23 protein-coding genes and 4 tRNA genes are annotated in these 24,705 nt (G+C 32.0%); 2 read left to right on the plus strand and 25 right to left on the minus strand.

The genetic code is table 11. The annotated features are described in order from the left end of the window. Window positions 1-7 precede the first annotated feature (7 nt). From rplK to KHA90_RS15265, 13 genes are all read right to left on the minus strand, one after another. Window positions 8-445, minus strand: coding sequence for a 50S ribosomal protein L11 (rplK, locus tag KHA90_RS15205; RefSeq protein ID WP_007807442.1), 438 nt, complete (start codon window positions 443-445; stop codon window positions 8-10). Window positions 446-512: 67 nt separating this feature from the next. Next, window positions 513-1,064 (minus strand): transcription termination/antitermination protein NusG, encoded by a 552-nt coding sequence (nusG, locus tag KHA90_RS15210; protein WP_213302144.1) that lies wholly within the window; start codon window positions 1,062-1,064, stop codon window positions 513-515. A 10-nt stretch (window positions 1,065-1,074) separates the two neighbouring features. Next, on the minus strand, window positions 1,075-1,272 hold the full coding sequence (gene secE, locus KHA90_RS15215) for a preprotein translocase subunit SecE (protein ID WP_041517377.1): 198 nt from the start codon (window positions 1,270-1,272) through the stop codon (window positions 1,075-1,077). An 18-nt stretch (window positions 1,273-1,290) separates the two neighbouring features. Then, a tRNA-Trp gene (locus KHA90_RS15220) sits at window positions 1,291-1,361 on the minus strand. A gap of 58 nt (window positions 1,362-1,419) precedes the next feature. Beyond that, complete coding sequence (tuf, locus tag KHA90_RS15225) at window positions 1,420-2,607, minus strand: elongation factor Tu (RefSeq protein ID WP_089481524.1); 1,188 nt, start codon at window positions 2,605-2,607, stop codon at window positions 1,420-1,422. 55 nt (window positions 2,608-2,662) lie between these two features. Beyond that, window positions 2,663-2,734: transfer RNA gene (locus tag KHA90_RS15230), tRNA-Thr, on the minus strand. Between the two features lie 83 nt (window positions 2,735-2,817). After that, window positions 2,818-2,898 (minus strand) — tRNA-Tyr (locus tag KHA90_RS15235). A 52-nt stretch (window positions 2,899-2,950) separates the two neighbouring features. Continuing rightward, window positions 2,951-3,024 (minus strand) — tRNA-Thr (locus KHA90_RS15240). Window positions 3,025-3,115: 91 nt separating this feature from the next. Further along, entirely contained in the window at window positions 3,116-3,418 is a 303-nt protein-coding gene (gene hpf / locus KHA90_RS15245) for a ribosome hibernation-promoting factor, HPF/YfiA family (protein ID WP_213302146.1), read from the minus strand. A 34-nt stretch (window positions 3,419-3,452) separates the two neighbouring features. After that, on the minus strand, window positions 3,453-4,346 hold the full coding sequence (locus KHA90_RS15250; protein WP_213302149.1) for a tyrosine-type recombinase/integrase: 894 nt from the start codon (window positions 4,344-4,346) through the stop codon (window positions 3,453-3,455). A 121-nt stretch (window positions 4,347-4,467) separates the two neighbouring features. Next, window positions 4,468-4,662 (minus strand): 30S ribosomal protein S21, encoded by a 195-nt coding sequence (gene rpsU, locus KHA90_RS15255; RefSeq protein ID WP_072959426.1) that lies wholly within the window; start codon window positions 4,660-4,662, stop codon window positions 4,468-4,470. A 407-nt stretch (window positions 4,663-5,069) separates the two neighbouring features. Beyond that, window positions 5,070-6,212 carry an acyl-CoA dehydrogenase family protein gene (locus KHA90_RS15260; RefSeq protein WP_213302152.1) on the minus strand — a complete coding sequence of 381 codons (1,143 nt, stop codon included), beginning with the start codon at window positions 6,210-6,212 and terminating at the stop codon, window positions 5,070-5,072. Window positions 6,213-6,229: 17 nt separating this feature from the next. Then, on the minus strand, window positions 6,230-7,117 hold the full coding sequence (locus KHA90_RS15265) for a ComEA family DNA-binding protein (protein WP_213302155.1): 888 nt from the start codon (window positions 7,115-7,117) through the stop codon (window positions 6,230-6,232). Between the two features lie 273 nt (window positions 7,118-7,390). On the opposite strand from KHA90_RS15265, the gene KHA90_RS15270 reads away from it, so the two are divergent. Continuing rightward, window positions 7,391-8,881, plus strand: a complete 1,491-nt coding sequence (locus tag KHA90_RS15270) for an amino acid permease (protein WP_213302158.1) — start codon at window positions 7,391-7,393, stop codon at window positions 8,879-8,881. Between the two features lie 71 nt (window positions 8,882-8,952). Here the strand turns inward: KHA90_RS15270 and KHA90_RS15275 are convergent, their stop codons facing one another. From KHA90_RS15275 to KHA90_RS15305, 7 genes are all read right to left on the minus strand, one after another. Further along, window positions 8,953-9,180 carry a PspC family transcriptional regulator gene (locus tag KHA90_RS15275; RefSeq protein WP_007810860.1) on the minus strand — a complete coding sequence of 76 codons (228 nt, stop codon included), beginning with the start codon at window positions 9,178-9,180 and terminating at the stop codon, window positions 8,953-8,955. A gap of 83 nt (window positions 9,181-9,263) precedes the next feature. Further along, window positions 9,264-10,535, minus strand: coding sequence for a DUF2851 family protein (locus KHA90_RS15280; RefSeq protein WP_213302161.1), 1,272 nt, complete (start codon window positions 10,533-10,535; stop codon window positions 9,264-9,266). Between the two features lie 75 nt (window positions 10,536-10,610). Continuing rightward, window positions 10,611-11,093, minus strand: coding sequence for a 3'-5' exonuclease (locus KHA90_RS15285; RefSeq protein ID WP_213302164.1), 483 nt, complete (start codon window positions 11,091-11,093; stop codon window positions 10,611-10,613). Between the two features lie 83 nt (window positions 11,094-11,176). Beyond that, entirely contained in the window at window positions 11,177-12,538 is a 1,362-nt protein-coding gene (locus KHA90_RS15290; RefSeq protein ID WP_213302167.1) for a pyridoxal-phosphate dependent enzyme, read from the minus strand. A 48-nt stretch (window positions 12,539-12,586) separates the two neighbouring features. Beyond that, window positions 12,587-14,560, minus strand: a complete 1,974-nt coding sequence (locus tag KHA90_RS15295; protein ID WP_213302170.1) for a putative porin — start codon at window positions 14,558-14,560, stop codon at window positions 12,587-12,589. 182 nt (window positions 14,561-14,742) lie between these two features. Continuing rightward, window positions 14,743-16,344, minus strand: a complete 1,602-nt coding sequence (locus KHA90_RS15300) for a RagB/SusD family nutrient uptake outer membrane protein (protein WP_213302174.1) — start codon at window positions 16,342-16,344, stop codon at window positions 14,743-14,745. Between the two features lie 9 nt (window positions 16,345-16,353). Continuing rightward, window positions 16,354-19,482: a SusC/RagA family TonB-linked outer membrane protein gene (locus KHA90_RS15305; protein ID WP_213302177.1), complete on the minus strand. Its 3,129-nt coding sequence runs from the start codon at window positions 19,480-19,482 to the stop codon at window positions 16,354-16,356. A gap of 728 nt (window positions 19,483-20,210) precedes the next feature. Between KHA90_RS15305 and KHA90_RS15310 the strand changes: the two genes are divergently transcribed. Further along, entirely contained in the window at window positions 20,211-20,870 is a 660-nt protein-coding gene (locus KHA90_RS15310; protein ID WP_213302180.1) for a ribonuclease HII, read from the plus strand. Here KHA90_RS15310 and KHA90_RS15315 read toward each other — a convergent pair. The 5 genes from KHA90_RS15315 to KHA90_RS15335 form a co-directional block, all read right to left on the minus strand. Continuing rightward, window positions 20,867-21,457, minus strand: a complete 591-nt coding sequence (locus KHA90_RS15315) for an NAD(P)H-dependent oxidoreductase (RefSeq protein WP_213302183.1) — start codon at window positions 21,455-21,457, stop codon at window positions 20,867-20,869. The two genes, KHA90_RS15310 and KHA90_RS15315, sit on opposite strands and share 4 nt — an antisense overlap. Window positions 21,458-21,538: 81 nt before the next feature. After that, window positions 21,539-22,360 carry a helix-turn-helix transcriptional regulator gene (locus KHA90_RS15320; RefSeq protein ID WP_213302186.1) on the minus strand — a complete coding sequence of 274 codons (822 nt, stop codon included), beginning with the start codon at window positions 22,358-22,360 and terminating at the stop codon, window positions 21,539-21,541. A gap of 26 nt (window positions 22,361-22,386) precedes the next feature. Then, complete coding sequence (gene lipB / locus KHA90_RS15325) at window positions 22,387-23,085, minus strand: lipoyl(octanoyl) transferase LipB (RefSeq protein ID WP_213302189.1); 699 nt, start codon at window positions 23,083-23,085, stop codon at window positions 22,387-22,389. 5 nt (window positions 23,086-23,090) lie between these two features. Further along, on the minus strand, window positions 23,091-23,846 hold the full coding sequence (locus tag KHA90_RS15330) for a hypothetical protein (protein ID WP_213302192.1): 756 nt from the start codon (window positions 23,844-23,846) through the stop codon (window positions 23,091-23,093). A 62-nt stretch (window positions 23,847-23,908) separates the two neighbouring features. Further along, complete coding sequence (locus KHA90_RS15335; protein ID WP_213302195.1) at window positions 23,909-24,682, minus strand: hypothetical protein; 774 nt, start codon at window positions 24,680-24,682, stop codon at window positions 23,909-23,911. Window positions 24,683-24,705: the final 23 nt, after the last annotated feature.

Raw genomic sequence — 24,705 nt, forward strand, 5'->3', positions numbered from 1 at the left:
CTCTTAATTAAAAAGGAGCATCTCCTGATACAGTTATACCCATAGATCTAGCAGTTCCAGCGATCATGCTCATTGCAGATTCGATTGTGAATGCATTTAAATCTACCATTTTATCTTCAGCAATTGCTTTGATAACGTCCCAAGTAACGCTAGCTACTTTTTTACGATTTGGTTCACCTGATCCAGACTTTAGCTTTGCAGCTTCCAATAATTGGACAGCAGCCGGAGGAGTTTTTACAACAAAATCAAATGATTTGTCTTTATACACAGTAATTTGCACTGGGCATATTTTGCCAGGTTTATCTTGTGTTCTAGCATTGAACTGCTTACAGAACTCCATGATATTAACCCCAGCAGCTCCTAAAGCAGGTCCAACCGGTGGCGATGGATTCGCAGCACCTCCCTTAACTTGTAGTTTAACTACCTTACTAATTTCTTTAGCCATTTTTTAAAAAATTTAACACCATAATCATTGGAAGCGATTATAGTGGTTATTATAGATGTAACAAAAATTATACTTTTTCAACTTGCATAAAACTCAATTCTAATGGAGTTTTTCTTCCGAAAATCTTAACCATTACTTCAAGTTTACGCTTTTCATCATTGATTTTTTCAACCGTTCCGTTAAAACCATTAAAAGGACCGTCGATCACTTTTATAGTTTCACCTAAACTGAAAGGAATAGCACGAGTATCAGTATTAACAGCTAACTCATCCACTTTACCTAACATACGATTTACTTCAGAAAGTCTCAAAGGAACAGGTTCCCCACCTTTGATCTCCCCCAAAAATCCAATTACACTAGTAATTGATTTAATAATATGAGGTATCTCACCAACCAAGTTAGCTTCGATCATAACATATCCAGGGAAATAAACTTTATCCTTAGACATTTTCTTTCCTTCTTTTACAGTAACTACTTTTTCTGTAGGCACTAAAACTTGGGAAACGTAATCACCCATACCTAGTCTGGCAATCTCAGTTTCGATGTAAGCTTTGACTTTATTCTCTTGTCCGCTTACAGCTCTAACTACGTACCATTTTTTCACATTATTATCTGCCATCACAAAAAATTTATCCTTTTAACCAGTTAAAAAATCCAGCCAAAGCTTTTGCAAAAAATTCGTCTACTCCCCATGTTGCCAAGGCGAATAAAACTGAAAATACAGCCACAACAATTGTCAATTTTTGAACCTCAGCCCAAGCAGGCCAAGTAACATTTGACTTTAACTCTTCGAAAGCCTCTGATAAATAATTCGTAACTTTTGTCATTTGATATATTTTTTATTGCACGGGCGGAGGGATTCGAACCCCCATCAACGGTTTTGGAGACCGCTATTCTACCCTTGAACTACGCCCGTAATTAAAGCCAGTGATTTCAGTTAAGAAAACCAACTGGCTTTTATAATTTTTATAGGATTATCCTACGATTTCAGTCACCTGACCTGCTCCTACTGTTCTACCACCTTCACGGATAGCGAAACGTAAACCTACGCTCATTGCGATTGGGCTTAATAAAGCAACATTGATAGTCAAGTTATCTCCTGGCATTACCATCTCTACTCCTTCTGGTAAAGTAATAACCCCTGTTACGTCAGTTGTACGTACGTAGAACTGTGGACGGTAGTTATTATGGAATGGAGTATGACGTCCACCTTCTTCTTTTTTCAAGATATAAACCTCAGCTTTGAAAGTAGCGTGTGGTTTTACTGATCCTGGCTTAATGATAACCATTCCTCTTTTGATAGATTCTTTATCAACACCTCTTAACAACAAACCTACGTTATCTCCAGCTTCTCCTCTGTCAAGGATTTTACGGAACATCTCAACTCCTGTAATAGTAGAAGTTAATTTATCAGCTCCCATACCAATAATTTCAACAGCATCACCTGTATTAGCAATACCAGTTTCGATACGACCTGTAGCAACAGTTCCACGACCAGTAATTGTAAATACATCCTCAACTGGCATCAAGAATGGTTTTGCAGTATCACGAACTGGCTCTTCGATCCAAGAATCTACAGCTTCCATCAATTCAATAATTTTAGGAACCCAAGCAGGATCATTATTCAATCCTCCTAAAGCAGAACCTTGAACAACAGGACCATTATCTCCATCATATTCGTAGAAAGATAACAAATCTCTAATTTCCATTTCAACAAGCTCTAATAACTCAGCGTCATCAACCATGTCAACTTTGTTCATGAAAACTACCATTCTAGGAATACCAACCTGGCGACCTAAAAGGATGTGCTCACGAGTTTGTGGCATTGGACCATCTGTAGCAGCAACTACTAAGATAGCTCCATCCATTTGAGCAGCACCAGTAACCATGTTCTTTACGTAATCCGCGTGACCTGGACAGTCAACGTGAGCGTAATGACGATTAGCTGTTTCATACTCTACGTGTGATGTATTAATAGTAATACCTCTTTCTTTCTCCTCTGGAGCGTTATCGATTTGATCAAAAGATTTTGCTTGACAGTAACCAGCATCAGACAATACTTTTGTAATTGCTGCAGTTAATGTAGTTTTTCCGTGATCCACGTGTCCAATTGTACCTATGTTTAAGTGCGGTTTGGAACGATTAAAATTCTCCTTTGCCATTTTACTTAATTTTTAATCTTAGTTATATATTAATTTTCAATTTCCTACTTACTTGAGCCAACTACGGGAATTGAACCCGTGACCTCTTCCTTACCAAGGAAGCACTCTACCTCTGAGCTAAGTCGGCAGAGAGTTCTGATTTAGATTGCATTTATAGATTTAGATTTAAAACCTGAAATCTACGCCCTAACCTTAACTTCTTTTTTTTTGTGGGGAGAGCAGGATTCGAACCTGCGAAGTTCACACAGCAGATTTACAGTCTGCCCTCGTTGGCCGCTTGAGTATCTCCCCTTTTTTATCAATAATTGCATGAACAATTTCAAATCGCATTTGAAATATTTAGAGCCGGCGGAGGGACTCGAACCCACGACCTGCTGATTACAAATCAGCTGCTCTAGCCAACTGAGCTACGCTGGCAATATCAATAAAAAAGTCCGCTATTTCTAACGGACTGCAAATGTAGCTATTTTATCTTTGAATCAAAACATTTTTTTAAAAAAATTTTCAATTATATGTGTGCTCTTATTTTTTCTTTCCTTTTCACCAATACACGCTCTAAAGATTCTGCCGAAAGCTCAATAGCCTCTTCAAATGTTTTACATTGTTTTTTAACCAAAAAATCATCTCCAGGAACATTAATCTTTATCTCTACTGCCTTATTCTCCTTATCACTTGTTCTTTCGACTTTTAAAAAAATGTCGGCCGAGACAACCCGATCGTAATATTTTTCTAATTTATCCATTCTTTCCTGAATAAAATCTACCAATTTTCGGTCAACAGTAAAGTTAACTGCATGAACATCTACCTTCATAATACAAATTTTAGGGTTAAACATTTCAGAATTATTATTTATTTCTAGGATGCGCATTTGTATATACTTTTTTAAGCTCTGCTAAACTATTATGGGTATAAACTTGCGTAGACGCCAAACTTGAATGTCCTAATAATTCTTTAACTGAATTTAAATCTGCTCCTTTATTTAATAAGTGGGTCGCAAAAGTATGCCTGAGCACATGCGGACTTTTTTTTACTTTTTCAGAGACTTTACTAAAGTAAGAATTTATTAATCGATACACAAAAGATTCACTCAATTTTAACCCTTTTACAGAAATAAAAAAATAATCTTCATCAACTATCTTTTCAACAGAAGCTCTTTCCTTAAGATATAAATTAAATTGATCAGTAACAATTGGCAGAACTGGAATAATACGCTCTTTATTTCTTTTCCCTAACACCTTAACAACATTTGACGACAAATCTACATTATACTTCATTAAATGTATTAACTCTGCCCTACGCATCCCTGTAGTGTAAAATAAATCTACAATTAACTTATTTCTTACTTCTTCAAAACCCGATGGATTCTCAAACTCCTGCATTAAATCTGTCAATTCTTTTTCTGAAAATGGAATCTGTACAATTTTAGGCGTTTTCAATGCCTTATGTTTCAACATTGGACTAACTTCAATTTGCTTTGTTTTTAATAGAAATTTATAAAATGCTTTTAAAGAAGACATTTTTCTATTTATAGAAACATTGGAAATATCCTGATCAACAAGCGAAACAATCCAACTTCTAATCTGACTATAGTTTGCCATCTCTATATTTTCCTGTTCAAAATTATCCTTATTGAATATTTCGAAGAATAAAATATCATTTAAATAAGCATTAACTGTATGTGCTGAATATTTTTTTTCGAGCTGAAGATAATCACGAAATGCTTCTTTATTTGATTTCATAAGAATAAGTAATTTCTATTCTGCCTAATAGAGAATATTATTTACCTCAAAATTAAGCATAAAAAAACCGTTAGTGTCAAATTTTGACAACTAACGGTAATTATTTTTGACAAGCTATATACTAACTTTCTAAACCATCTTTCATGTTTTGAATGTAAGCTGCTTTTTGAATTTTGATTCTATTTTTAACAGAAGGCTTAATAAAAGCAGTACGCGCTCTTAGTTGACGAACAGTTCCTGTTTTATCAAATTTTCTTTTATAGCGCTTTAATGCTCTATCGATATTTTCTCCGTCTTTAATTGGTATAATTAACATAATATAGACACCCCCTTTCGTTAAGGGTGCAAAAGTATGTATAAATTATGAATTATGAGTTATGAATTATGAATTATTTTTGAGGAAAGAAAAAAGAATGTAGAAAAAAGAGCTAAGACCTTATTTTACAACTAACTTTGATCGTAAACCTACTCTTATCACTACCTCTTTATTTAAAAAAACTTATTCATTCAATAAACCTAATATCATAACCAAGAGTGCGTGCGGGATTGAAACGAAAATTATTTTTAGTTTTCTTTAAAAATAAAAAGATTACTTCACTTAATATTTATTTTAATTGGAGTTCAGTGAGCTTCGTTTGGAGAGAAAAGCCCGGCCGTAAAATAAAAGCCACTTAACGTTTGCTAAATGGCTGTTGTTTTTATGGGCACGCCCAATATATTATTTTACTCCTTTAGCAGATTTCTGGAAATAACTAACTTTTGAATCTCGGTAGTTCCTTCGCCTATTGTACACAACTTAGAATCTCTGTAGAATTTCTCTACGGGATAATCTTTTGTGTAGCCGTAACCACCGTGAATTTGCACGGCTTCGTTTGCTACTTTTACACATACTTCTGAAGCATACATTTTTGCCATCGCGCCAAGTGTTGTAACTGGTTTATGCTGTTGCTTTAAAAATGCAGCCTTGTGAAGCAATAATTCTGAAGCTTCAATTTCAGTAGCCATATCAGCTAATTTAAATGAAATTCCCTGGAAGCTACTAATTGGCTGTCCAAACTGATGTCTTTCTTTTGAATACTTTAGTGCAGCTTCATAAGCACCTTTTGCAATTCCTAATGACAAAGCGCCAATTGAAATTCGACCTCCGTCTAATATTTTCATCGCCTGCACAAATCCTTGTCCAACTTCTCCTAATCTATTTGCGTCAGGTACACGGCAATTATCAAAGACTAATTCTGCAGTTTCACTGGCACGCATTCCTAGTTTATTTTCTTTTTTACCTGAGGTAAATCCTTTCATTCCTTTTTCAAATACAAAAGCTGTCATTCCTTTAGAATCTCCTTTTTCTCCGGTACGCACAATTACCACAGCAATATCTCCGGAAATAGCATGTGTGATAAAGTTTTTAGCTCCGTTTACAATCCACTCATCACCATCTTTAACCGCTGTTGTATTCATACCGCCTGCATCAGAACCTGTATTGTGCTCGGTTAAGCCCCAAGCTCCAATATGTTCGGCTGTGGCTAATTTTGGCAACCATTTTTTCTTTTGTTCTTCATTTCCAAAAGTTAAAATATGATTGGTACATAATGAATTATGAGCTGCAACAGATAAGCCAATTGATGGATCTACTTTTGAAATCTCTTCAACAACGGTAATATATTCATGATAACCTAATCCTGAACCTCCATATTCTTCAGGAACCAAAACTCCCATAAATCCCATTTCGCCTAATTTCTTAAATAGGTCAACTGGAAAAATTTGAGCCTCATCCCATTCCATTATATTAGGTCTGATATTTTTTTCGGCAAAATCTTTTATAGATTGTGCAATCATCGACTGCGTTTCGTTATAATCAAAATTCATTGTTAACTGCTTTTGTTTTAGAACTCCAAATATAAACTAATTATTTTTGCTTTATCAACAGGAAAACCTTTAATTTTTGACAAATCCTCAATATTATTAATATTTCCATTCATGCTTCTATAAATTACAATTTGTTTTGCCAGCGCATATCTGAAATATGAAAACTGCGATAACTCTTTTAAAGGGGCCTCATTTATGGCTATTTTTTTAAAGGTTGAAGGTATTACAGCCTTAAAATGTGTATTTAATTCATAAATAACTTCTGGCGAAAGTCCCCAAACATCGTTCATTTGTTCCATTGAAACAAAACATCCTAAAATTTCTTTTTGCTTTAGAATTCTTATTGATAAAGCTTCTCCAATTCCATAAATTTTCACTAAATCTTCCTGACTTGCCTGATTGATATCTAAAACTACAATTTTTTCCTTTTTAGCAAATTCTTTCTTAACAAATTCTTTTCTTTCCGTTTTAAAGCCTGATTTATTCTGAACCCAATCCGGAAATTTAAAAAGTGGTGAAATAGCATTTAGTAAAGAATCTGAAATTTTTGTTATTTCCTGAAATTCTTTTGCGGAGCTCACATATTTATTTTCTTTTCTAAAAGACAATAAACGATCTATCTCCTGAAGTGACATTCCTAATTTATATCCTTTATAATCAGTAATAAAATTTGGATTGAAAGAATAGACCTTTGGTTTTTCATTTGATTTTGTAAATTTCATTGCATCTATTTCTGACTGCAACGACATCCATTGTTCATTTTCCGGAAATGATTTTTCAAGTAAAGTAAAATCGACAAAGAAGTAAACGGCTTGTAATATGATTATAGTCCCAAAAAGTAAAAAAATTCCTGTACGCTGGTGATTTGTAAACTTCAAATATTTTGTAAATGCTTTAAAATTCATTTTATGTTTAATTTTCCGTTTTTAATTAAATGACAAAATTACAGGAAAAACATTAATTTATTAAGATTAATATTATAAATATATAAATTTCAAAAATTGCATATTTCATTAATAAAGCACTATTAATTTAATGAATGTAAGGCGCTAGAGAACGATTACCTCCTGTTTTATCATAAATTTTAATATTTTGTAACTTAAAAAGAGATAATTGTTTTTATTTTTTACAAAAAACGATACATTTGGAGCTTAATAACAATAAACCAATATAATAATATGTCAATTTGGAAAAGAAAACCATTAGCACAGCTTTTAGCAGAAGCTGCTGATTCTGAAAAAGGATTAAAAAGAACATTAACCGCCTGGTCATTAATCGCCTTAGGTATTGGCGCCATCATTGGTGCAGGATTATTTGTTAGAACTGCAACTGCTGCGGCACAAAATGCCGGTCCATCTGTAACCATTGCCTTTATAATAGCGGCTATTGGTTGTGCATTAGCCGGATTATGTTATGCAGAACTTTCATCTTCAATTCCAATTTCAGGTAGCGCATATACATATACTTATGCTACAATGGGTGAATTTTTAGCTTGGATTATTGGTTGGGATTTAATACTTGAGTATGCTGTAGGTGCTGCAACAGTAGGAATTGCATGGAGTGAATATCTCAACAATTTACTGGTCAATGTCCTCCATATGAGTCCAATTCCATTTGAATTTTCTCACTCTCCATTTCAAAAAATAGTTGATCCGGTAACACAACAAGTGACACATGGAATTATAAATCTTCCTGCACTTTTTATTGTTAGTGTTATTAGTTTATTATTGATTAAAGGGATTCAGGAATCGGCTTTTGTAAACGGAATCATTGTAATCGTCAAAGTAGCTATTGTTATCTTAATAATTGTAATTGGCTGGAACTTTATAAATCCTGCAAACCATTCACCTTATATTCCGCCAGCATCTATCTTTACTGATGAACATGGAGTTGGACATAGTTATGGTGGTATTATGGGAATATTAGGAGCTGCAGGAACTGTTTTCTTCGCTTTTATTGGTTTCGACGCTGTAAGTACAGCTGCTCAGGAAACAAAAAACCCTAAAAAAGCAATGCCAATTGGTATCTTAGGATCATTAGCTGTATGTACACTTTTATACATTCTTTTTGCGCACGTGTTAACTGGTGTTGCAACTGTTGAAGATTTTAGAACAGGTGGTAAAGAAGCTTCTGTTGCTTTTGCTATCAATAAATATATGATTGGATACGAATGGCTAGGACAATTAGTAACTGTTGCTATTCTTGCAGGTTTTTCTTCTGTAATTTTAGTGATGTTATTAGGACAATCAAGAGTATTTTACGCAATGGGTAAAGATGGTTTATTACCTAAAGCTTTCAGTGATGTTCACCCTAAATACAAAACTCCATATAAAGCAAACCTTGCAATTTTAGTAATTGTTGGTGCATTTGCAGCTTTTATTCCTGGAGATATTGTAGGAGATATGACTAGTATAGGTACTTTGTTTGCCTTTGTGCTTGTATGTATTTCTGTTATAATTCTACGAAAAAAAGAACCAAATATGGTTCGAGAATTTAAAACTCCATTCGTTCCATTTGTTCCTATTTTAGGAGTTGTTGTATGTTGTGCAATGATGTACGGTTTAGGATGGACAAACTGGTTAAGACTTTTTGTATGGATGGCTCTGGGTGTTATATTTTACTTTACTTATGGTAAGAAAAATAGCAAACTGAATAATCCGGAAAAATAGTTTTTCTATATAAAATTAAAAAGGATCATAGAGTAATTACTTTATGATCTTTTTTTTGTTTTAAAATTTGGTTATAAATCAAAAACTGATGTTCTTTTTGCACGGATTAAATCCTTTAAACGAATCCAAAATGCTAACGTTAGATATACTCCAAAACCTAAACCTGCAGTAACAAAAGAAATGTAAATAAAAAATAGCCTTACGCTTGTTACTCGCATTCCCAACTTATCTGCAAGTCGTGACGAAACATGAAATCCATATTTCTCAAAGAAAAACTTAAGCTTTAAAATTGCTGACATATTTTAGATTTTTGATTTATCCTTTGCATTCACTCAGGATAACAAAAGTACAAAATTATCTGACTAGGACATCTTCTAATTTTCTAATTACTTTTAAGCAATTCCATTCCTAATGCGCATTTTAGGCAAGACTTATGATTGCAATATTCATTTTTAAGCTCTAATAATGTTTGTGTATCAAATGCACTTTTAGAAGAAATTCCAAAAGATTTAAATTTATCAATAATGGCATTTTTTTCCGGCGTAAGTTCGTTCATAAAAGTAATTAAATCTTCAGAAACAGATTCTCCCATTATGCTTGAATAGGCAAATTGCATAGGAATTATCGTATTTATGATAATTAAATCCAGGAAAGAATTTGATAATGATTTCGTCTTTTTTACGCTTTCTTTGTCAAACAGATAATGATTTTGCCAATATAAACTAGCAGAAACGCCTAATAAATTATAAACATCTTTAACTGATTTAAGAGCAATTATTCTTGAAAATAAATTTTGGTGTTTCTGATATAAATTTGCTAATTGCGAAAGACGAATCGTTGGAAAATTATCTGGTCTATGCTTAAAAAACTGCACTGAATCTACATGACATTTTTCTAATTGATACTTATTTAAAAGATAATAATACCTGATTTTCAAGTCTGTAAAATAGACATCTTCTTTTTCATCATCCAGTAATCCTGATGTGCCCAAAAGTAATGCTTCAAGGTTTTCCACTTCAAAGCTTTCTTTCCTAATTACTGAAAACGGGATAGATTTTGCAATTTGAAAAAAAGCATTATTATTAGTATTCAAACCAAAATTCTTTGCTAATAATAAAAATAAAACAGCTTCCCAATCTTGATTTGTTTCTTCCAAAAGATCATAAATAAATTTTGATTTGCGTTCTAAACGATCAAAAAACAATCTTTCCTGCCAATTTTTAAATATAAAACTATCGATGTAGCTAATGCTTTTCTCACAAAATATCCATGATTTAGGCGATACTAATGAATTATAGTTGGCTAAAATCTCTGAAGTGACATAATTTGCAAGAACTAATACTGGAATTTCTACATTATTTTTACCAAATATTTCTGTATCATGTTCCCATACTACATGCAAAATTACGTTTTCGTACGCAGAATCATTCTCATGTCCATGTACATACCAATCTGAAGATTTTAAATGAATTTCAACATTTCCTGCCCATTTTTGAGCATCTATAATAATTTGAGCATTAAAAAAATCCGGGCCAGCAAGTTCAAGGTAATCTCCGGTTTTAACAATAGTAATTTGCTGATTTTGGGCAGTTTGTAGATTCAAAGTGTCAAACTTTTTGAATCTCCAGAGATAGTGAAGAAAATCTTCTTTCATTTTGGCTTTTACTTTAATTTATAAAAGCCTAAAATTAAATAAAAAATAATACTAATCTTACAAATGTATTGAATTTTATCTCAACATATATAATTTAGCACACGCTCTTGCATCAGATAATGCTTCATGATGCGTTAACTGAATCTTCATTTCACGACAGCAATCACTTAATTTAGTAGGTTTTAAACCTTTTGCCTTATATATTTTAACGGTACATTCCCAACGAGTTGCAATGTTCAAATCTTCATATTGCAATCCGTAAAGCTCCATTGATTTGCTTAAAACATTACGATCAAAACTTTCATTATGCGCAACGACTACTCTATTTTTCAATCTTTTTTCTATTTCCGGATAAACTTGTAAAAAGGATTTTGCATTTACAGTATCCCTTGGATAAATTCCGTGAACACGAATTGTAAATGGATTGTATTCGTTTTTCGGAGGCTTAATTAGAGTCACAAACTCATCTACAATTATTCCATTTTCTACGGTAACAATTCCAACAGAGCACGGATGATAACTAGTTGCAGTTTCAAAATCTATTGCAGTAAAATTCATTTTTAAATATATTAAACTATAAAAAATCCATAAATCCAGTCGTTAAACTAGATTTATGGATTTATATAGTTATTAAAATTCTCTTATTTTATTGACCCAATAATATCATACTTTGTAATAATATGATGATTTCCATTTCCAAGATCTACTAAAACAGCATCATTTTCCTTTGTAAATAATTTAGACACTTCTTCTATCGGAGTTCCTAATTTTACAATTGGAAAAGGTTTTCCCATTACTTCTTTAATTGGTTTTTCGGCAACATTTTTATCCGCAACATAACTTCTAAACAAATCCGTTTCATCAACAGAACCTACAAATCCGTTAATATCTACAACCGGAATTTGCGATATTTTATATTTACGCATACGTTCAATTGCATGTGAAACTAATTCTTCTGTGCGAACAACAATCAATTCTTTATCAATATGATCTTTGATAACATCTTCGGCTTTTGTTATATTTTCTTCAAGGAATCCACGCTCACGCATCCAGTCGTCATTAAACATTTTACCAACATAACGACTTCCAGAATCGTGAAAAAGTACTACCACAACGTCTTCCGGTTTAAAATGCTCTTTAAGTTGTAACAATCCTTTGATACAAGCTCCTGCAGAATTCCCAACAAAAATAGCTTCTTCAAGAGCAATTTTTCTGGTGTAAACTGCAGCATCTTTATCGGTTACTTTTGTAAATCCGTCAATTAAAGAAAAATCAACGTTTTTAGGTAAAATATCTTCTCCAATACCTTCTGTAATATAAGAATAGATTTCATTTTCATCAAAAATACCAGTTTCATGATATTTCTTAAAAACTGAGCCATAGGTATCAATTCCCCAAATTTTAATATTTGGGTTTTGCTCTTTTAAGTATTTTCCAACTCCGGAAATAGTTCCTCCTGTTCCTACTCCAACTACAAAATGAGTAATCTTCCCATCAGTTTGTTTCCAGATTTCCGGTCCTGTTTGTTCATAATGCGCTAATGAATTAGACATATTATCGTACTGATTTACATACCATGAATTTGGCGTTTCTTCAGCTAAACGCTTTGAAACTGAATAATAAGAACGTGGATCTGTTGGTTCAACATCAGTAGGACAAACTACAACTTTAGCCCCAACTGCACGTAAAATATCCATTTTTTCTTTAGACTGTTTGTCAGATATTACACAAATCAGTTTGTAACCTTTAATAATTGCTACAAGCGCTAATCCCATTCCGGTATTTCCAGAAGTACCTTCAATAATGGTTCCTCCAGGTTGTAGTCTGCCATCTGCCTCTGCATCTGCAATCATTTTTACCGCCATTCTGTCTTTTACAGAATTTCCAGGATTAAAAGTCTCGACCTTTGCTAATACCAACGCATCAATTTCAGCAACAATTTTGTTGAGTTTTACTAATGGTGTATTACCAATTGTTTCTAAAATGTTATTTGAAAAGTCCATTTTCTATTTAAATTTAATATTTGGTGTTTAAGTAATAAAGTTCTTTTTTTATTGGAAGAAATTCCAAACCAAACCAAATCGAATAACAAAGTCACGATAAGGATTGTTAGGTGCCGAATAATAATCGCTTTTAGAAAACAGAGCATTTATATGTTCTGCTTTTAAATAAAATCGAGTCTGACGAATTCTGGCGTTTACAAAAAGATCAAATAATGGATAACCTCCAATTTTTTTGTCTTTTTGAACAAAAAATTCTCCAATTACCGGATTGTAATCATTCCCGTAATATTTTGTAAAATAATTAAAAACAATTCCGGTTTGCATAAACAATGCTTTCTTAAAAAAGTGACCTGAATAGTAAAATGTATTTCTTGTGACAAAATCTGGTACATTTAAAATCAAATCTGATTGATCTACTTTTTGATATAATAATGTGTTGTCTAAAGCAAAAGGACCAAATTTAAATTCTCGGCTCGCTTTTATTTCTAAATAATTAATTGCATTTCCGTATTGCGCCGGATTTACAATTTGTGTATTTGCTGCAATTTGTGCCGGAGAAGAAACATCTGCAAAATACAAATGATCTTTTAAAACCGTATATTGAACTTCGGCATTTAACCAAGGCGTAAGAACACTGGCACTTAATGAATTAATTTTTTCGTTTTTAAAACTATTTGACCAATTATATTGTACGTAACTACTTTGATATAAGTTATAATTATTATTTGGCAATTTATTAATGTTGCGATATCTAAAATCAAATTGAACCTTTTCATTCCAATCATATCTCAGCTTAGCATCTAAATTTGACAATGATTGACTTGTAATTGATCTTGAATATAAAAAACGTCCGTTCCATTTGTTTTTTTGATATTCATATTGTCCGCCTACATTATTAATTTGAAGAAATAAATTATCCGGTATTACTGTTTTACCACTGTCTTTTATGATAATTCTTCCGTATTCATAATTGGATCTGTAATCATCTACAAAAAAATTAAATTTACCTAAAAGAGAATTTTCATAGGCCACTCCTACTTTATTGTATAATCTTTCATAATGTGTCTGATCATTTATTCCCTGAGTAACATATGATTCTCCAAATCTTTGTACGGGTGTAGAACTACCAACCGTTGACAAGACAGTAGCTTGATTGTATTCAAAAAATTTATTTTCGTAATTAAATTGATGTGTTACGTATAGATTATTACTTCCATCCGTTGGATTTATTCTAAAAGCATGATCAAAAAATAAACGTCTTCCTTTTAAAAATGATTTTGCATCTGTTAAGTACACTTGTAATCTCTGACGGTTTTTATAATCCTTATTATCACTTTCAAAATCCGAAGGCGTGGTTATTCCACCGTTTTCTTCGTTCGAAATATCCTGATAGGTATAATGTGCATTTATAGCATATCTTCTGTTTGTTGTAGCATAACTTGTTGTAAACCTAAAATTTCCTGCACTAACTAATTGATTAATATAATCTCCCTCTGAACGTAATCCTTTATAAGCTATAGAAAAATTAAGATTTTTAGATGTATTTAATGTTATAAATGAATCAACGTTTTGACCTTTATTAATAGTTGTATTAAAGAATAACTCTGTCAATGGAGTGGCTACAGAATAATAATTGATTTGATCAGCCTCCATATAATTAAAATGTTTACCACTAAAACCAATTTCAGGATAAGGAGAAAAATTAGTCAGACTGTATTGTAAAATATTAAAAGTTTGCCCGATGTTTGAAAAAGCCAAAAGTCCAAAATCATCTTTACGAAGGTGGTTTTGTTTATAAGCACTTTTTAGTGTTAGCGAAGTATCAACATAAGTTGTGTCATGCTCCAGCGTAATAATCTGATATTGATCTATTGTTGCAATTTTTGCTTTTTTCTTTTTTAGAGTATCTGTTATACTTGAATATTTTGTATTCATATCCAAATTATTTTTAGGAGTAGTTTTTTCCTGAGAAAACAATAAAGTTGGTACAACTAATAGATATAGAAAAAAGAGTATTCTCATTTGATGGCTTTATATGTAATTATTTCGGTAAAATTTGTCAAGCAAAGGTAAAAGATAAAAACGTATAAAAAAACAAATCATTGTTATTGAGAGTTTTTTTCAAAACATCATATATAAGCAAAAACCCCCAACCATAAAAGTGGTTGAGGGTTTTCAAAAAAATCAAAATATTTATTTTTACACTACCAGATTGGATTTTGTCCTAAACCTGGATTAGTATTCAATTCAATTTGTGGTATTGGCCATAAAAATTTATAGTCATCACCTTTAATAGCAGCAATAGAAGTCGTAACAACAAAACTATTTGTTAGTACATATGCAGCAACAGCAGGAGTAGCACTAGCATATTTTGCAGGAATTCCATCGATAGCAACTGATACTATTGGATCTCCTTGCAATCTATGAATATCTGTCCATCTACGTCCTTCTTGTAAAAATTCAATTCTTCTTTCTTTAAGAATAGCAGCAACCAAAGCAGCATCTGTAGTAAAAGAAGCAGCAGTATAAGCCTGCCCGATTGGATTAGTAGGAGTTGCTATTGGATTAGCTAAAGATCTGTTTCTTACAGAGTTTAACAAAGTTAAAGCAGTTGTTGGATTTGATAAGCGAGCCTGAGCCTCAGCCATATTCAAAACTACTTCAGCATATCTAACAACTGGAGCAGCATCTGTCTGGTTAGTAATATCTGTGTACTTATTAGTATATTTAATACCAGCCGCAGTATAGATAAATTTTCCATCTTCTCTTCGTTTATCATCAGCTAACCATTCCTTATCTCTCCAAAGAATTGGACTAATACAAACTAAAGCTCTATTTTTTAATACACTAGGCAAAGAAGCATTTACTCCTGGATTAGCTGTAGCAGAATGTTGAATAGAAAAAATAGACTCTGAGTTACTAGGTACAACACTTGTAGTATTTTGAAACGGAGCATATGGATCAGCAGTTAATGCAAAAGCTCCAGTTAATTTGTTTCCTTCAAAAATTACATTTGCCCAATCTCTCTTTTGAAGATAAAGTCTGGTTTTGAAAGCGATTGCAGCCCATTTAGATGCTCTTCCAACAACTCTTGAAGCAAATGCAGTTGAACTACCAGTAGTAATTAGAGTTTCAGCAGAGTTTAAATCAGCCAAAACTTTTGCATAAACTTCACCAACAGTATTTCTTGGTTTTGCAGATTCTGTTGCAATTTCCTCACTTGTATTAACCCCTACTTCTCTATAAGGAATACCAGGATGAGTAGCACCAGCTGTATAATTATACGGTCTTGCAAAATAAGTAAGTAATTCTAAATGTGTAATAGCTCTTAAAAATTTAGCTTGTCCAATATAATCATTAGCAACAGCCTGAGTAATTACACCTTTAGCAGCTGCCTCTGTTGTTCCCTCGATCATGATATTACATCTGTTGATCAATCTGTAACCATCAACCCAGTAGTAAACGTTATTAGGAGTTGTTGGATCATAAGTTGCCTTGTATGTTAACTCGTAAAAAGTCGCCATATTTACAACATCTTCACCTCTTGTTTCACCTTGTTCTACAAACGCAGCTCCCCAAACGTAACCTCTACCACCATTTGGACTAGTTGGTGCAGCGTTATATTGTCCGATAGCTGCAGCGTTGTAAACTCCATTCATGTATGTTGCAATCAACGTAGGAGTTGTAAAAGCATCAGGACTTAGAATATTGTTTACTGGTTTTAAATCCAATATTTTTTCTTCTGTACATGAGCTCATCCCGAGTACAACTACAGAAAGTAGAATTGTTTTTATTATATTTTTCATATATTTTTATTATAAACTTACATTTAATCCAACTGATATCACTTTAGCACGTGGTGTACCATTAACATCTACTCCAGATGTTTCCATTTCAGGGTTTATACCTTTATAGTCTGAAATCAACCAGATATTTTGTGCCTGAACAAAAAGTCTAAAAGTATCAACTCCAATTTTATCCATCAACATTTTAGGCAATGTATAACCAATACTAATATTATCAAGTGAAATAAAATCACCTTTTTCAACAAAACGAGTACTAGCACTTCCTGAAAGATTTGTAAATGTATTTGAACTTGCCATTAATTTTGGTGTCCATCCATCTCCAGGATTATCAGCACTTTGCCATCTTCCTAAAATCTCAGTACCGTTATTATTAAAGTTTTGGTTCATTAACTCTCTTCTTGTTGAGTTAAAAATTTTATTTCCTCCACTAAATCTAAACATAAAACCAAAGTCAAGATTTTTGTATTTCATGCTAGAAGTAAATGACCCATAATATGTTGGCAATGAATTTCCTAAAATTTTCTTATCTGCAGTTCCTAAAGAAGAAGAAGTTAAAGGATCATTAGCAACTAATGCCATCCCAGGATTATTTTGGTCATATTTAAAATAAGTACCTGTATTAAGGTTACCCTGTACTAAACTACCATCTGCTTTGTAATAAACTGGATTACCGTTTGCTTTATTAACTCCCCAATATTCAAAACCATATAAAGAGTTGATTGATTCTCCCTCTTTAATAATAATATTAGGTGCAATATTTATATCTGTAGATGAACCACCTACGATTGGTTGCCCACCATATAAAGCAGTAACCTTATTTTTAGTAAGTGTTACATTAGTAGAAACATCCCATGTAAAGTTTGTATTGTTAATTGCTTTAAAACTAGCAGCAAACTCATATCCTTCGTTGTACATTTTACCAACGTTTTGGTTAATTGTATTATTTGGAATACCGATAGAAGGAGGAGTTGGCGCAGCCAAAACTAAATTATCAATATCATTTTTATAATAATCAAAAGCTAAAGTCAATCTGTTGTTAAACAAACCTAAATCTACTCCGTAGTCAATTTTAGTTGAAGTTTCCCATTGTAACAAAGGATTTCCAAATTGATAATAACCAATTCCATTAGAACCAGCGTATGGCGAACCAATTGTCAAATCTTTTGAAGGATAAGCAGCTTGGTTTAATACATCAACGTTACCAACTTCAGAATAAGATCCTCTGAATTTCAAATCAGAAACTACATTGCTAATCCCTTCCATGAAGCTTTCTTTAGAAACTGTCCAACCAGCAGAAACTCCTGGGAAATTATGATATCTAACATCCGATTCAAACTGAGAAATTCCATCACGTCTAATAGATCCCTGAATAAAATATTTCTCTTTATAGTTGTATGTCGCACGACCTAAGTATGATATAATTCCTTTTTCAGAAATACCACCGCCCGTATCTTTAGTATTAAAACTATTATTTACTAAATTTTTATCGAAGAAATCACTTATAATATCACTTCCCTGACCCCATAATGTTTTGTCTTTTGATTTTTGATATTCAGCAACACCTGTTACACCAATATTATGGTCCTCAGCAAAAGTATGCTTATAGTTCAAAATATTTTGCCAGTTCCATCTCAAAAGATTTCTATTTTCCTGGTACAAAATTCCGTTTGATCCACGTCCGTCTCCATGAACAGGGTTCCAATATTGAAAACCATCTGTTGAAGCATTATCTGCACTAACTTGTAATTTATAACTTAAATCAGAAGTAATTTTTGCATTTGCAAATACACTTGCAATAATTCTCGTTGTAGTTGATTGATATTTATTATGATCAAGAACATACAGAATATTTGTAATATTATCTCCCGCAGGAGCTAAATTCTCCCATTGACCAACTGTTGCATTGTTTGAAGAAAGATTATAACCTGTTGGATCAAGAGCATCATAAATAGGTGTATTTGGCAATTGTCTGATTGTATTAAAAATATTACCTGACAAACCACTTGCATTACTATTCAATCCATTATACTCTGTTCTGTTTACATTTAAATTTGTACCAATACTTAACCATCTGTTAATGTCCTGATCAATATTAGCTCTAACAGAATATTTTTTCATACTATTAGATAAATTGATACCATCTAAATCTGTAATTCCTAAAGATAAATAGTATTTCGTTTTCTCAGAACCTCCACTAAAATTAAGATTATGAGTAGTTTGGGGAGCATTTCTTAAAACAGCACTTTGCCAGTCTGTATTATAAGTATTACCTACAGCCCAAGGAGTACCAGCTGGAGTTAAATTTGATCTTTTCTCATTAGAAATAGTAATAAAATCAGGTGTTTGTAATAAATCATATTTTTTAGTTGCACTAGCAACACCAAAAACACTTGAATAACTTACTTTTAAAGAACCTTTTTTTCCACTTTTAGTAGTAATCAAGATTACACCATTAGCAGCTCTAGAACCATAAATAGCCGTTGCAGCACCATCTTTTAAAATATCAAAAGATTCAATATCTTCAGGGTTGATATCTGCCAAACCATTTGTAGCTGACACACCACCAATATCACCTGAATAGATAGGAATACCATCTACTACAATTAAAGGCTCTGTACTTCCAGAAATAGATCCAATACCTCTAATTCTAATTTTTGGAGCAGCTCCAATAAGACCTGTATTAGTTAATACCTGAACTCCTGTTGCTCTACCGGCTAAAACACCCTCGAAACTTGGAGTCACTAAGTTAGCAATGTCTTTTCCAGCAATTTTAGAAATAGAACCGGTTACTTCTTTTCTCTTTTGTACACCGTAACCAACAACCACAACCTCATTCATTAATTGGGCCTCAGACTCCAATTCAACATTTACCGTGTTTGAAGTACCAACAGTAATTTGTTTGTTATTCATACCTACATATGAAAAAACTAACACATCACCAGTTTTTGCTTTAACAGAATAACTTCCGTCAAAATCTGTTTGAGTAGTTGCCTTTGATCCTTTCACAGCAACATTTACTCCTGGAATTACTCCTGTCTTATCAGAGACTTTCCCAGTAACAGTTCTCTCCTGAGCGAAAGAAAACTGCATAGACAACGCTATTAGTAGCGTACAAATCCATTGTAATTTTAATTTCATTTTAATTTATTTTGAATTAGTATGTGGCAAACATCTTAATTATTTCTTAAAACACCAAATCATTTTAACTTAATTTTAATCTAAATTATTAAACATCTATTAACATCATTCATAAAAAGCATAAGTTTCTTCATTTTTAATAGTTATATTCTTTAAAATTTATCAAAAATTCAATTTTACCAAAACTATTTCATTAACATAATTTTAACAACAAGCAATGCTAATTGATTAACTTAGTAAAAAAGAGAGGAATCTTTTATTAAGATCACTAAAACGATAGTCTTTTTTGGTTTTTTGATAATTCCTAAGCAATTATCAAAAACAACAAAACATATTTTTTATAATATTTTGTCAATAAAATCATGTTTTTAAAAAAATTGTCAGATTTATTCTTAAAAACATAAAAAAAATAGGCTGAACCTCCATGTTTAACTCAATATTTAAATATTTTTTCATTTCATCAGAAGTAGAAATCCTTATTTGAAATATAAAATCAAATATAATCTTAAGAAAAATTTGCAGCAATAAATATTTTTCACTGAAATATGTTTGATTCCATTCGATAATTTTTTTACCCTTCCTAAAAAATAATGTAGACTATAAATATGGTTTCTGATTTTTTTCGATTTAATATTTTGCTAAGCAAAAGTCAACTTAGTTAAAAATTAAATTTTCAGTAAAAATTTTAGCCGAACAACAGAAAATTTCATAATATTTGCGAAAAAAAAATGCTTGCTAAAAATTTTTCAGGTTTTATTCTGGAAACAGGAACAGATGAAGCTGGTCGTGGTTGTCTTGCCGGGCCTGTAACCGCTGCTGCCGTAATTTTACCCGCTGATTTTGACAATCATATTTTAAATGACAGTAAACAGTTGTCTGAAAAAACAAGAGAATTATTAAAACCAATTATAGAACAACATGCAGTTTGTTATTCAGTAACGCATTTGCATGCTGAGGAAATTGATGAAATCAATATATTAAATGCTTCTATGAAAGGAATGCACGAATGTATTTTAAAATTAAATCAAATTCCTGAATTTGTTATCGTAGATGGCAATCGCGCTCTAAACTCCAAATTAGGTTTGAAAAATAGTTTTGGGAAGCAATTTTCTCTAACAGAAATAGAATTACTGAAATCTATACCTAATCAATGTATAATAAAAGGTGATGCCAAATTTTTAAGCATTGCCGCAGCTTCAGTTTTAGCAAAAACATATCGCGATGAATATATGGATAAAATTCATGAAGAATTCCCGATGTACAATTGGAAACAAAATAAAGGTTATCCAACTAAACAACATCGGGAAGCCATTAAAAAATACGGAACTACAAAATACCACCGAATGAGTTTTAGACTCTTGCCGGAGCAACTGGAATTAGAATTTTAAATTATGAGTTGATTTTGTTTTAAAACCGAAATCAATTCGTTTTCCCATTCCAATACATTTTCCTCAGAAGCTTTATCAGCTTTGTCAAAATAAAAATGCTTTTCAATTTCTAATCCACAATAAGTAAAAATTCCTGTGTCTGAAGTTAAGACTAAAGCTTTATTCATTCCTATTGCTACATATTCCGCATTTGATTTTCCGTGCGAATTGACAATGATTGTTTGTTTTCCTGTCAATAATCCTTTTTGAACACCTTGATCATATCTGTAAGCAAATCCATAACTGAATACACGATCGATATAACCTTTCATAATCGCAGGCATTCCAGTCCACCAAATTGGGTAAATAAAAATAATTCGATCCGCCCAAGTAATAAAATCTTGTTCTGTTTTAACATCATTAGCAATTTGCCCCATTCTTTGTCCGTGCATATCATCAAGAGATAAAACCGGATTAAAATTAATTTGATTTAAATCACGTACGACAATTTCTTGTCCGGATTTCTGAAGACTTTCAAAGACAGTTTGTTTGAAGAAATGATTTAAACTTGCCGGATTTGGATGTGCGTATACAATTAAATTTTTCATGTTTTCTATTTTTAAAGATTAACATGACAAATGTAGAACGCAAGGTTTGAGTACAATTGTAAGAAAACGAAATGAGAGTTTTTACATTGCTCTTGAACCGCAAATATCATTCTGAAATTTCAAAAATTTTGTTGGAGAAATATTCATATAATATTTAAAGTCATGTATCAACTGACTTTGATCATAATAACCACATTGATCCACTATAAAAATCCAATCGGTTTTTTCTGCAACAGCCGCACTTTTTTGGACTAACTCAACCGCTTTTAAAAATCTTTCATAACGATTGATTTCTTTCATGGTGTGGCCAAAAAACTTTTTCTGATTGAGCTGAATATTTCTTTCACTCTGATTCATTTTTGAAGCTATTGTTTTAATTGGATCTAAAGCTTCTTCTTTAAAATTAGCTAAAAGTGTAGTGACTAAATTTTGTTCCCCTAAATAAGGTTTACAAAATTCTAATATATAATCGACTCGTTGTTTTATGTTTGAAATTATTTTCAATTCTTCCCATAAAGTGGCAAAACAATTTTCAGTAATTGATGCGTCAGGATGAATGGGCAAAGAATGAGTGAGAAGTGCATTACCAAAGAATCTGTAAAAAGCATCTTTTTTAAAATTGGCAACTAAAATCTGCGAATTGGGTTCTAGAGTATAGTCAAAAGCTTGTTTTATGGGACCTAATACAATACATTTTTCAACTTGTAAAATTGTATTCTGACTTGATTTTAAAGTAGGTTTTGTTCCAAAATTAAAAACCAGAATGGTTTGAAAACTCGGTAACAAGGTTTTTGTTATGGGAAAAGCCGTTTTATTTTCGGCGAAATAGAAATGAGAAAAAACAGTTTCAAATGCTGAAGGAACGGCAATTCTATAATTGTTATTTTCTTCAGCATTTTTCATTCTCTTTTATGTTTTAGGAAATTTTCTTAAACAAATTCTGCTTCGAACAAGTGAGTCAAATGTTTCACAATTTTGGCTTTTACTTCAGCTTCATCAACTTTTTCCACGCCAAGTTCAACTTGTAATGAAGTAACACCTTTCCCGCGTATTCCACACGGAATTATATTATCAAAGTAACCCAAATCTACATTTACATTCAGAGCAAATCCATGCATGGTTACCCAACGCGAAGCACGTACACCAAGTGCGCAAATTTTACGTGCAAAGGGAGTTCCTGCATCCAGCCAAACTCCTGTTTCACCTTCGCTCCTACCGCATTTTAAACCGTATTCTTCCAGAGTCAGAATAATAGCTTCCTCCAGAAAACGTAAGTATTTGTGAATATCCGTAAAGAAATTTTCAAGGTCCAAAATTGGATAACCTACAATTTGTCCGGGTCCGTGATACGTGATATCTCCACCACGATTGATTTTATAAAAAGTTGCTCCTTTGGCTTCGAGCTGTTTTTCGTTTAATAATAAATTTTCGAGATCGCCACTTTTCCCTAATGTGTAAACGTGCGGATGTTCTACAAAAAGTAAATAATTTGGTGTTTCTAAATCAAGTTCTTCTCTTCTGTTTTTGATTTTTAAGTCGACTATATCCTTAAAAATTTCTTCCTGATATTCCCAGGTCGATTTATAATCTTTACTTCCTAAATCCTGAAGTTGAATTTTTTTATTCATTTTAATTATTTTTCAAACTCAACATCAAAGTTCAGTTTGTCAGGATTCTCCATATAATCCGTGAAAGGGTATTGAATTGTAATTGTTTTTCGATCTTCACTAAATAAAGCACTTGGATTGGATACTTTTTTTACTTTTTTAGGAAAATGATATTTTATAGTATAACTGGAAGAAGCAAAAATCATTTTAGACATATCCGCCGAAGAATCTTTTGCTTTTTCTGCTAGTTTTTGTTTGTCAATTAATGCTTTACGTGTAAATTTCTTTCCATCATAAGAATAGCTTAAATTACTATTATTATTTCCGAGACCATTCCCAAAAGGTGTTGCAGGACTCCCCGCTCCTTCTAATTTTTGTAATGCACTCAAAGATTGCAATACATCATGCAATTCGTTTACATTTTTAAAATCAGTTGAAAATGCCATTAAAAATTCTTTTTTCTCTCCGTTCATTTTAGTATTTACGGTATAGTTTTCCAGTTTTTTAAGTTCTTTTTGAGATTCAGGAGATAATTTTGCAATACTGTCTTTTTTCTCTTCAAATAATTGTTTGAAGGTAAAAGTAGAATCTATATTTTTTTTAGCGTCGGCTCCCATTTGATCACCAAGCTGATCTCCAGCCATTGCCATTAATGATGAACCATCAATATCTACAGAAAATTTTCCGTTTCCATTATCATTTACGTACATATTTTCGGTTACTGTACAACTTGTTAATGTTGCAATTAAAAAAGAAAAACTAAGTAATTTGTATAATTTCATATGACTAATTTTTATCAAAGATACGAACTCTATTTCAAAAAATTATTGTCTTTAACTTAGGCTTAATTTTCAAATATTACTTTGAATCCTAACTCATCATCCTTAGGAAAATCTTTCATTGAAATTTCCGTAGTAAAACTTTTTTTATCGTCTGATAATATTGCGTTTTTTAAGGAAACCGTTTTTATTCTTTTTGGAAAATGATATTCTATTGAATATTTACATTCCTTTAAAATCTCATCCATTTTTTTACTAAAGTCATTATCAGGATTTTTATCTTTTTCCTTCTTTTTATTTGATTTCTTAGAATTATCAGCAATCAGGATCTTTTTCTCGAAGACTTTTCCATCATAACTATAAGAAAACATGGGCTTTTTATTTTCTTTTTCCGGAACGGGACTTAAACCTCCTAACTTTTTACCAGGTCCCAGTTTTGGCATTGCTTCAAGACTTTCAAAAGGCGAAACCATATTTTTAAGACTATCTATCGACGGAAAGTTATATTCCATGTCAAATTTTAATTGTTTTTCGGCTTCATTTGCTTTTACACTAACTTTAAATTTTTCAAGTATCTTTATTTTTTGTTTTTCAGTCTCCGGTAATTTTGCAATGCTGTCTTTTAGTTTTGCAAAAACCTCTTTGAAAGTAAAAACAGTATCTAATGGTTTTTGTCTTTTTAGAGAGTCACTATTTTTAAAACCAAATTTATATATCCCTGACAAATCAAATCCATATAAAAAAGTTCCTGAACCATCCTCATTAATTACCATTTTCTCCTTCATAGTACAGGATGAAACCGCTAAAACAATCAACAAACAAATTAAAATTTTCTTCATTCTCTTTTTTTACCTATTTTATA

This window comes from Flavobacterium psychroterrae, from assembly GCF_018380615.1.
GTDB lineage: Bacteria > Bacteroidota > Bacteroidia > Flavobacteriales > Flavobacteriaceae > Flavobacterium > Flavobacterium psychroterrae.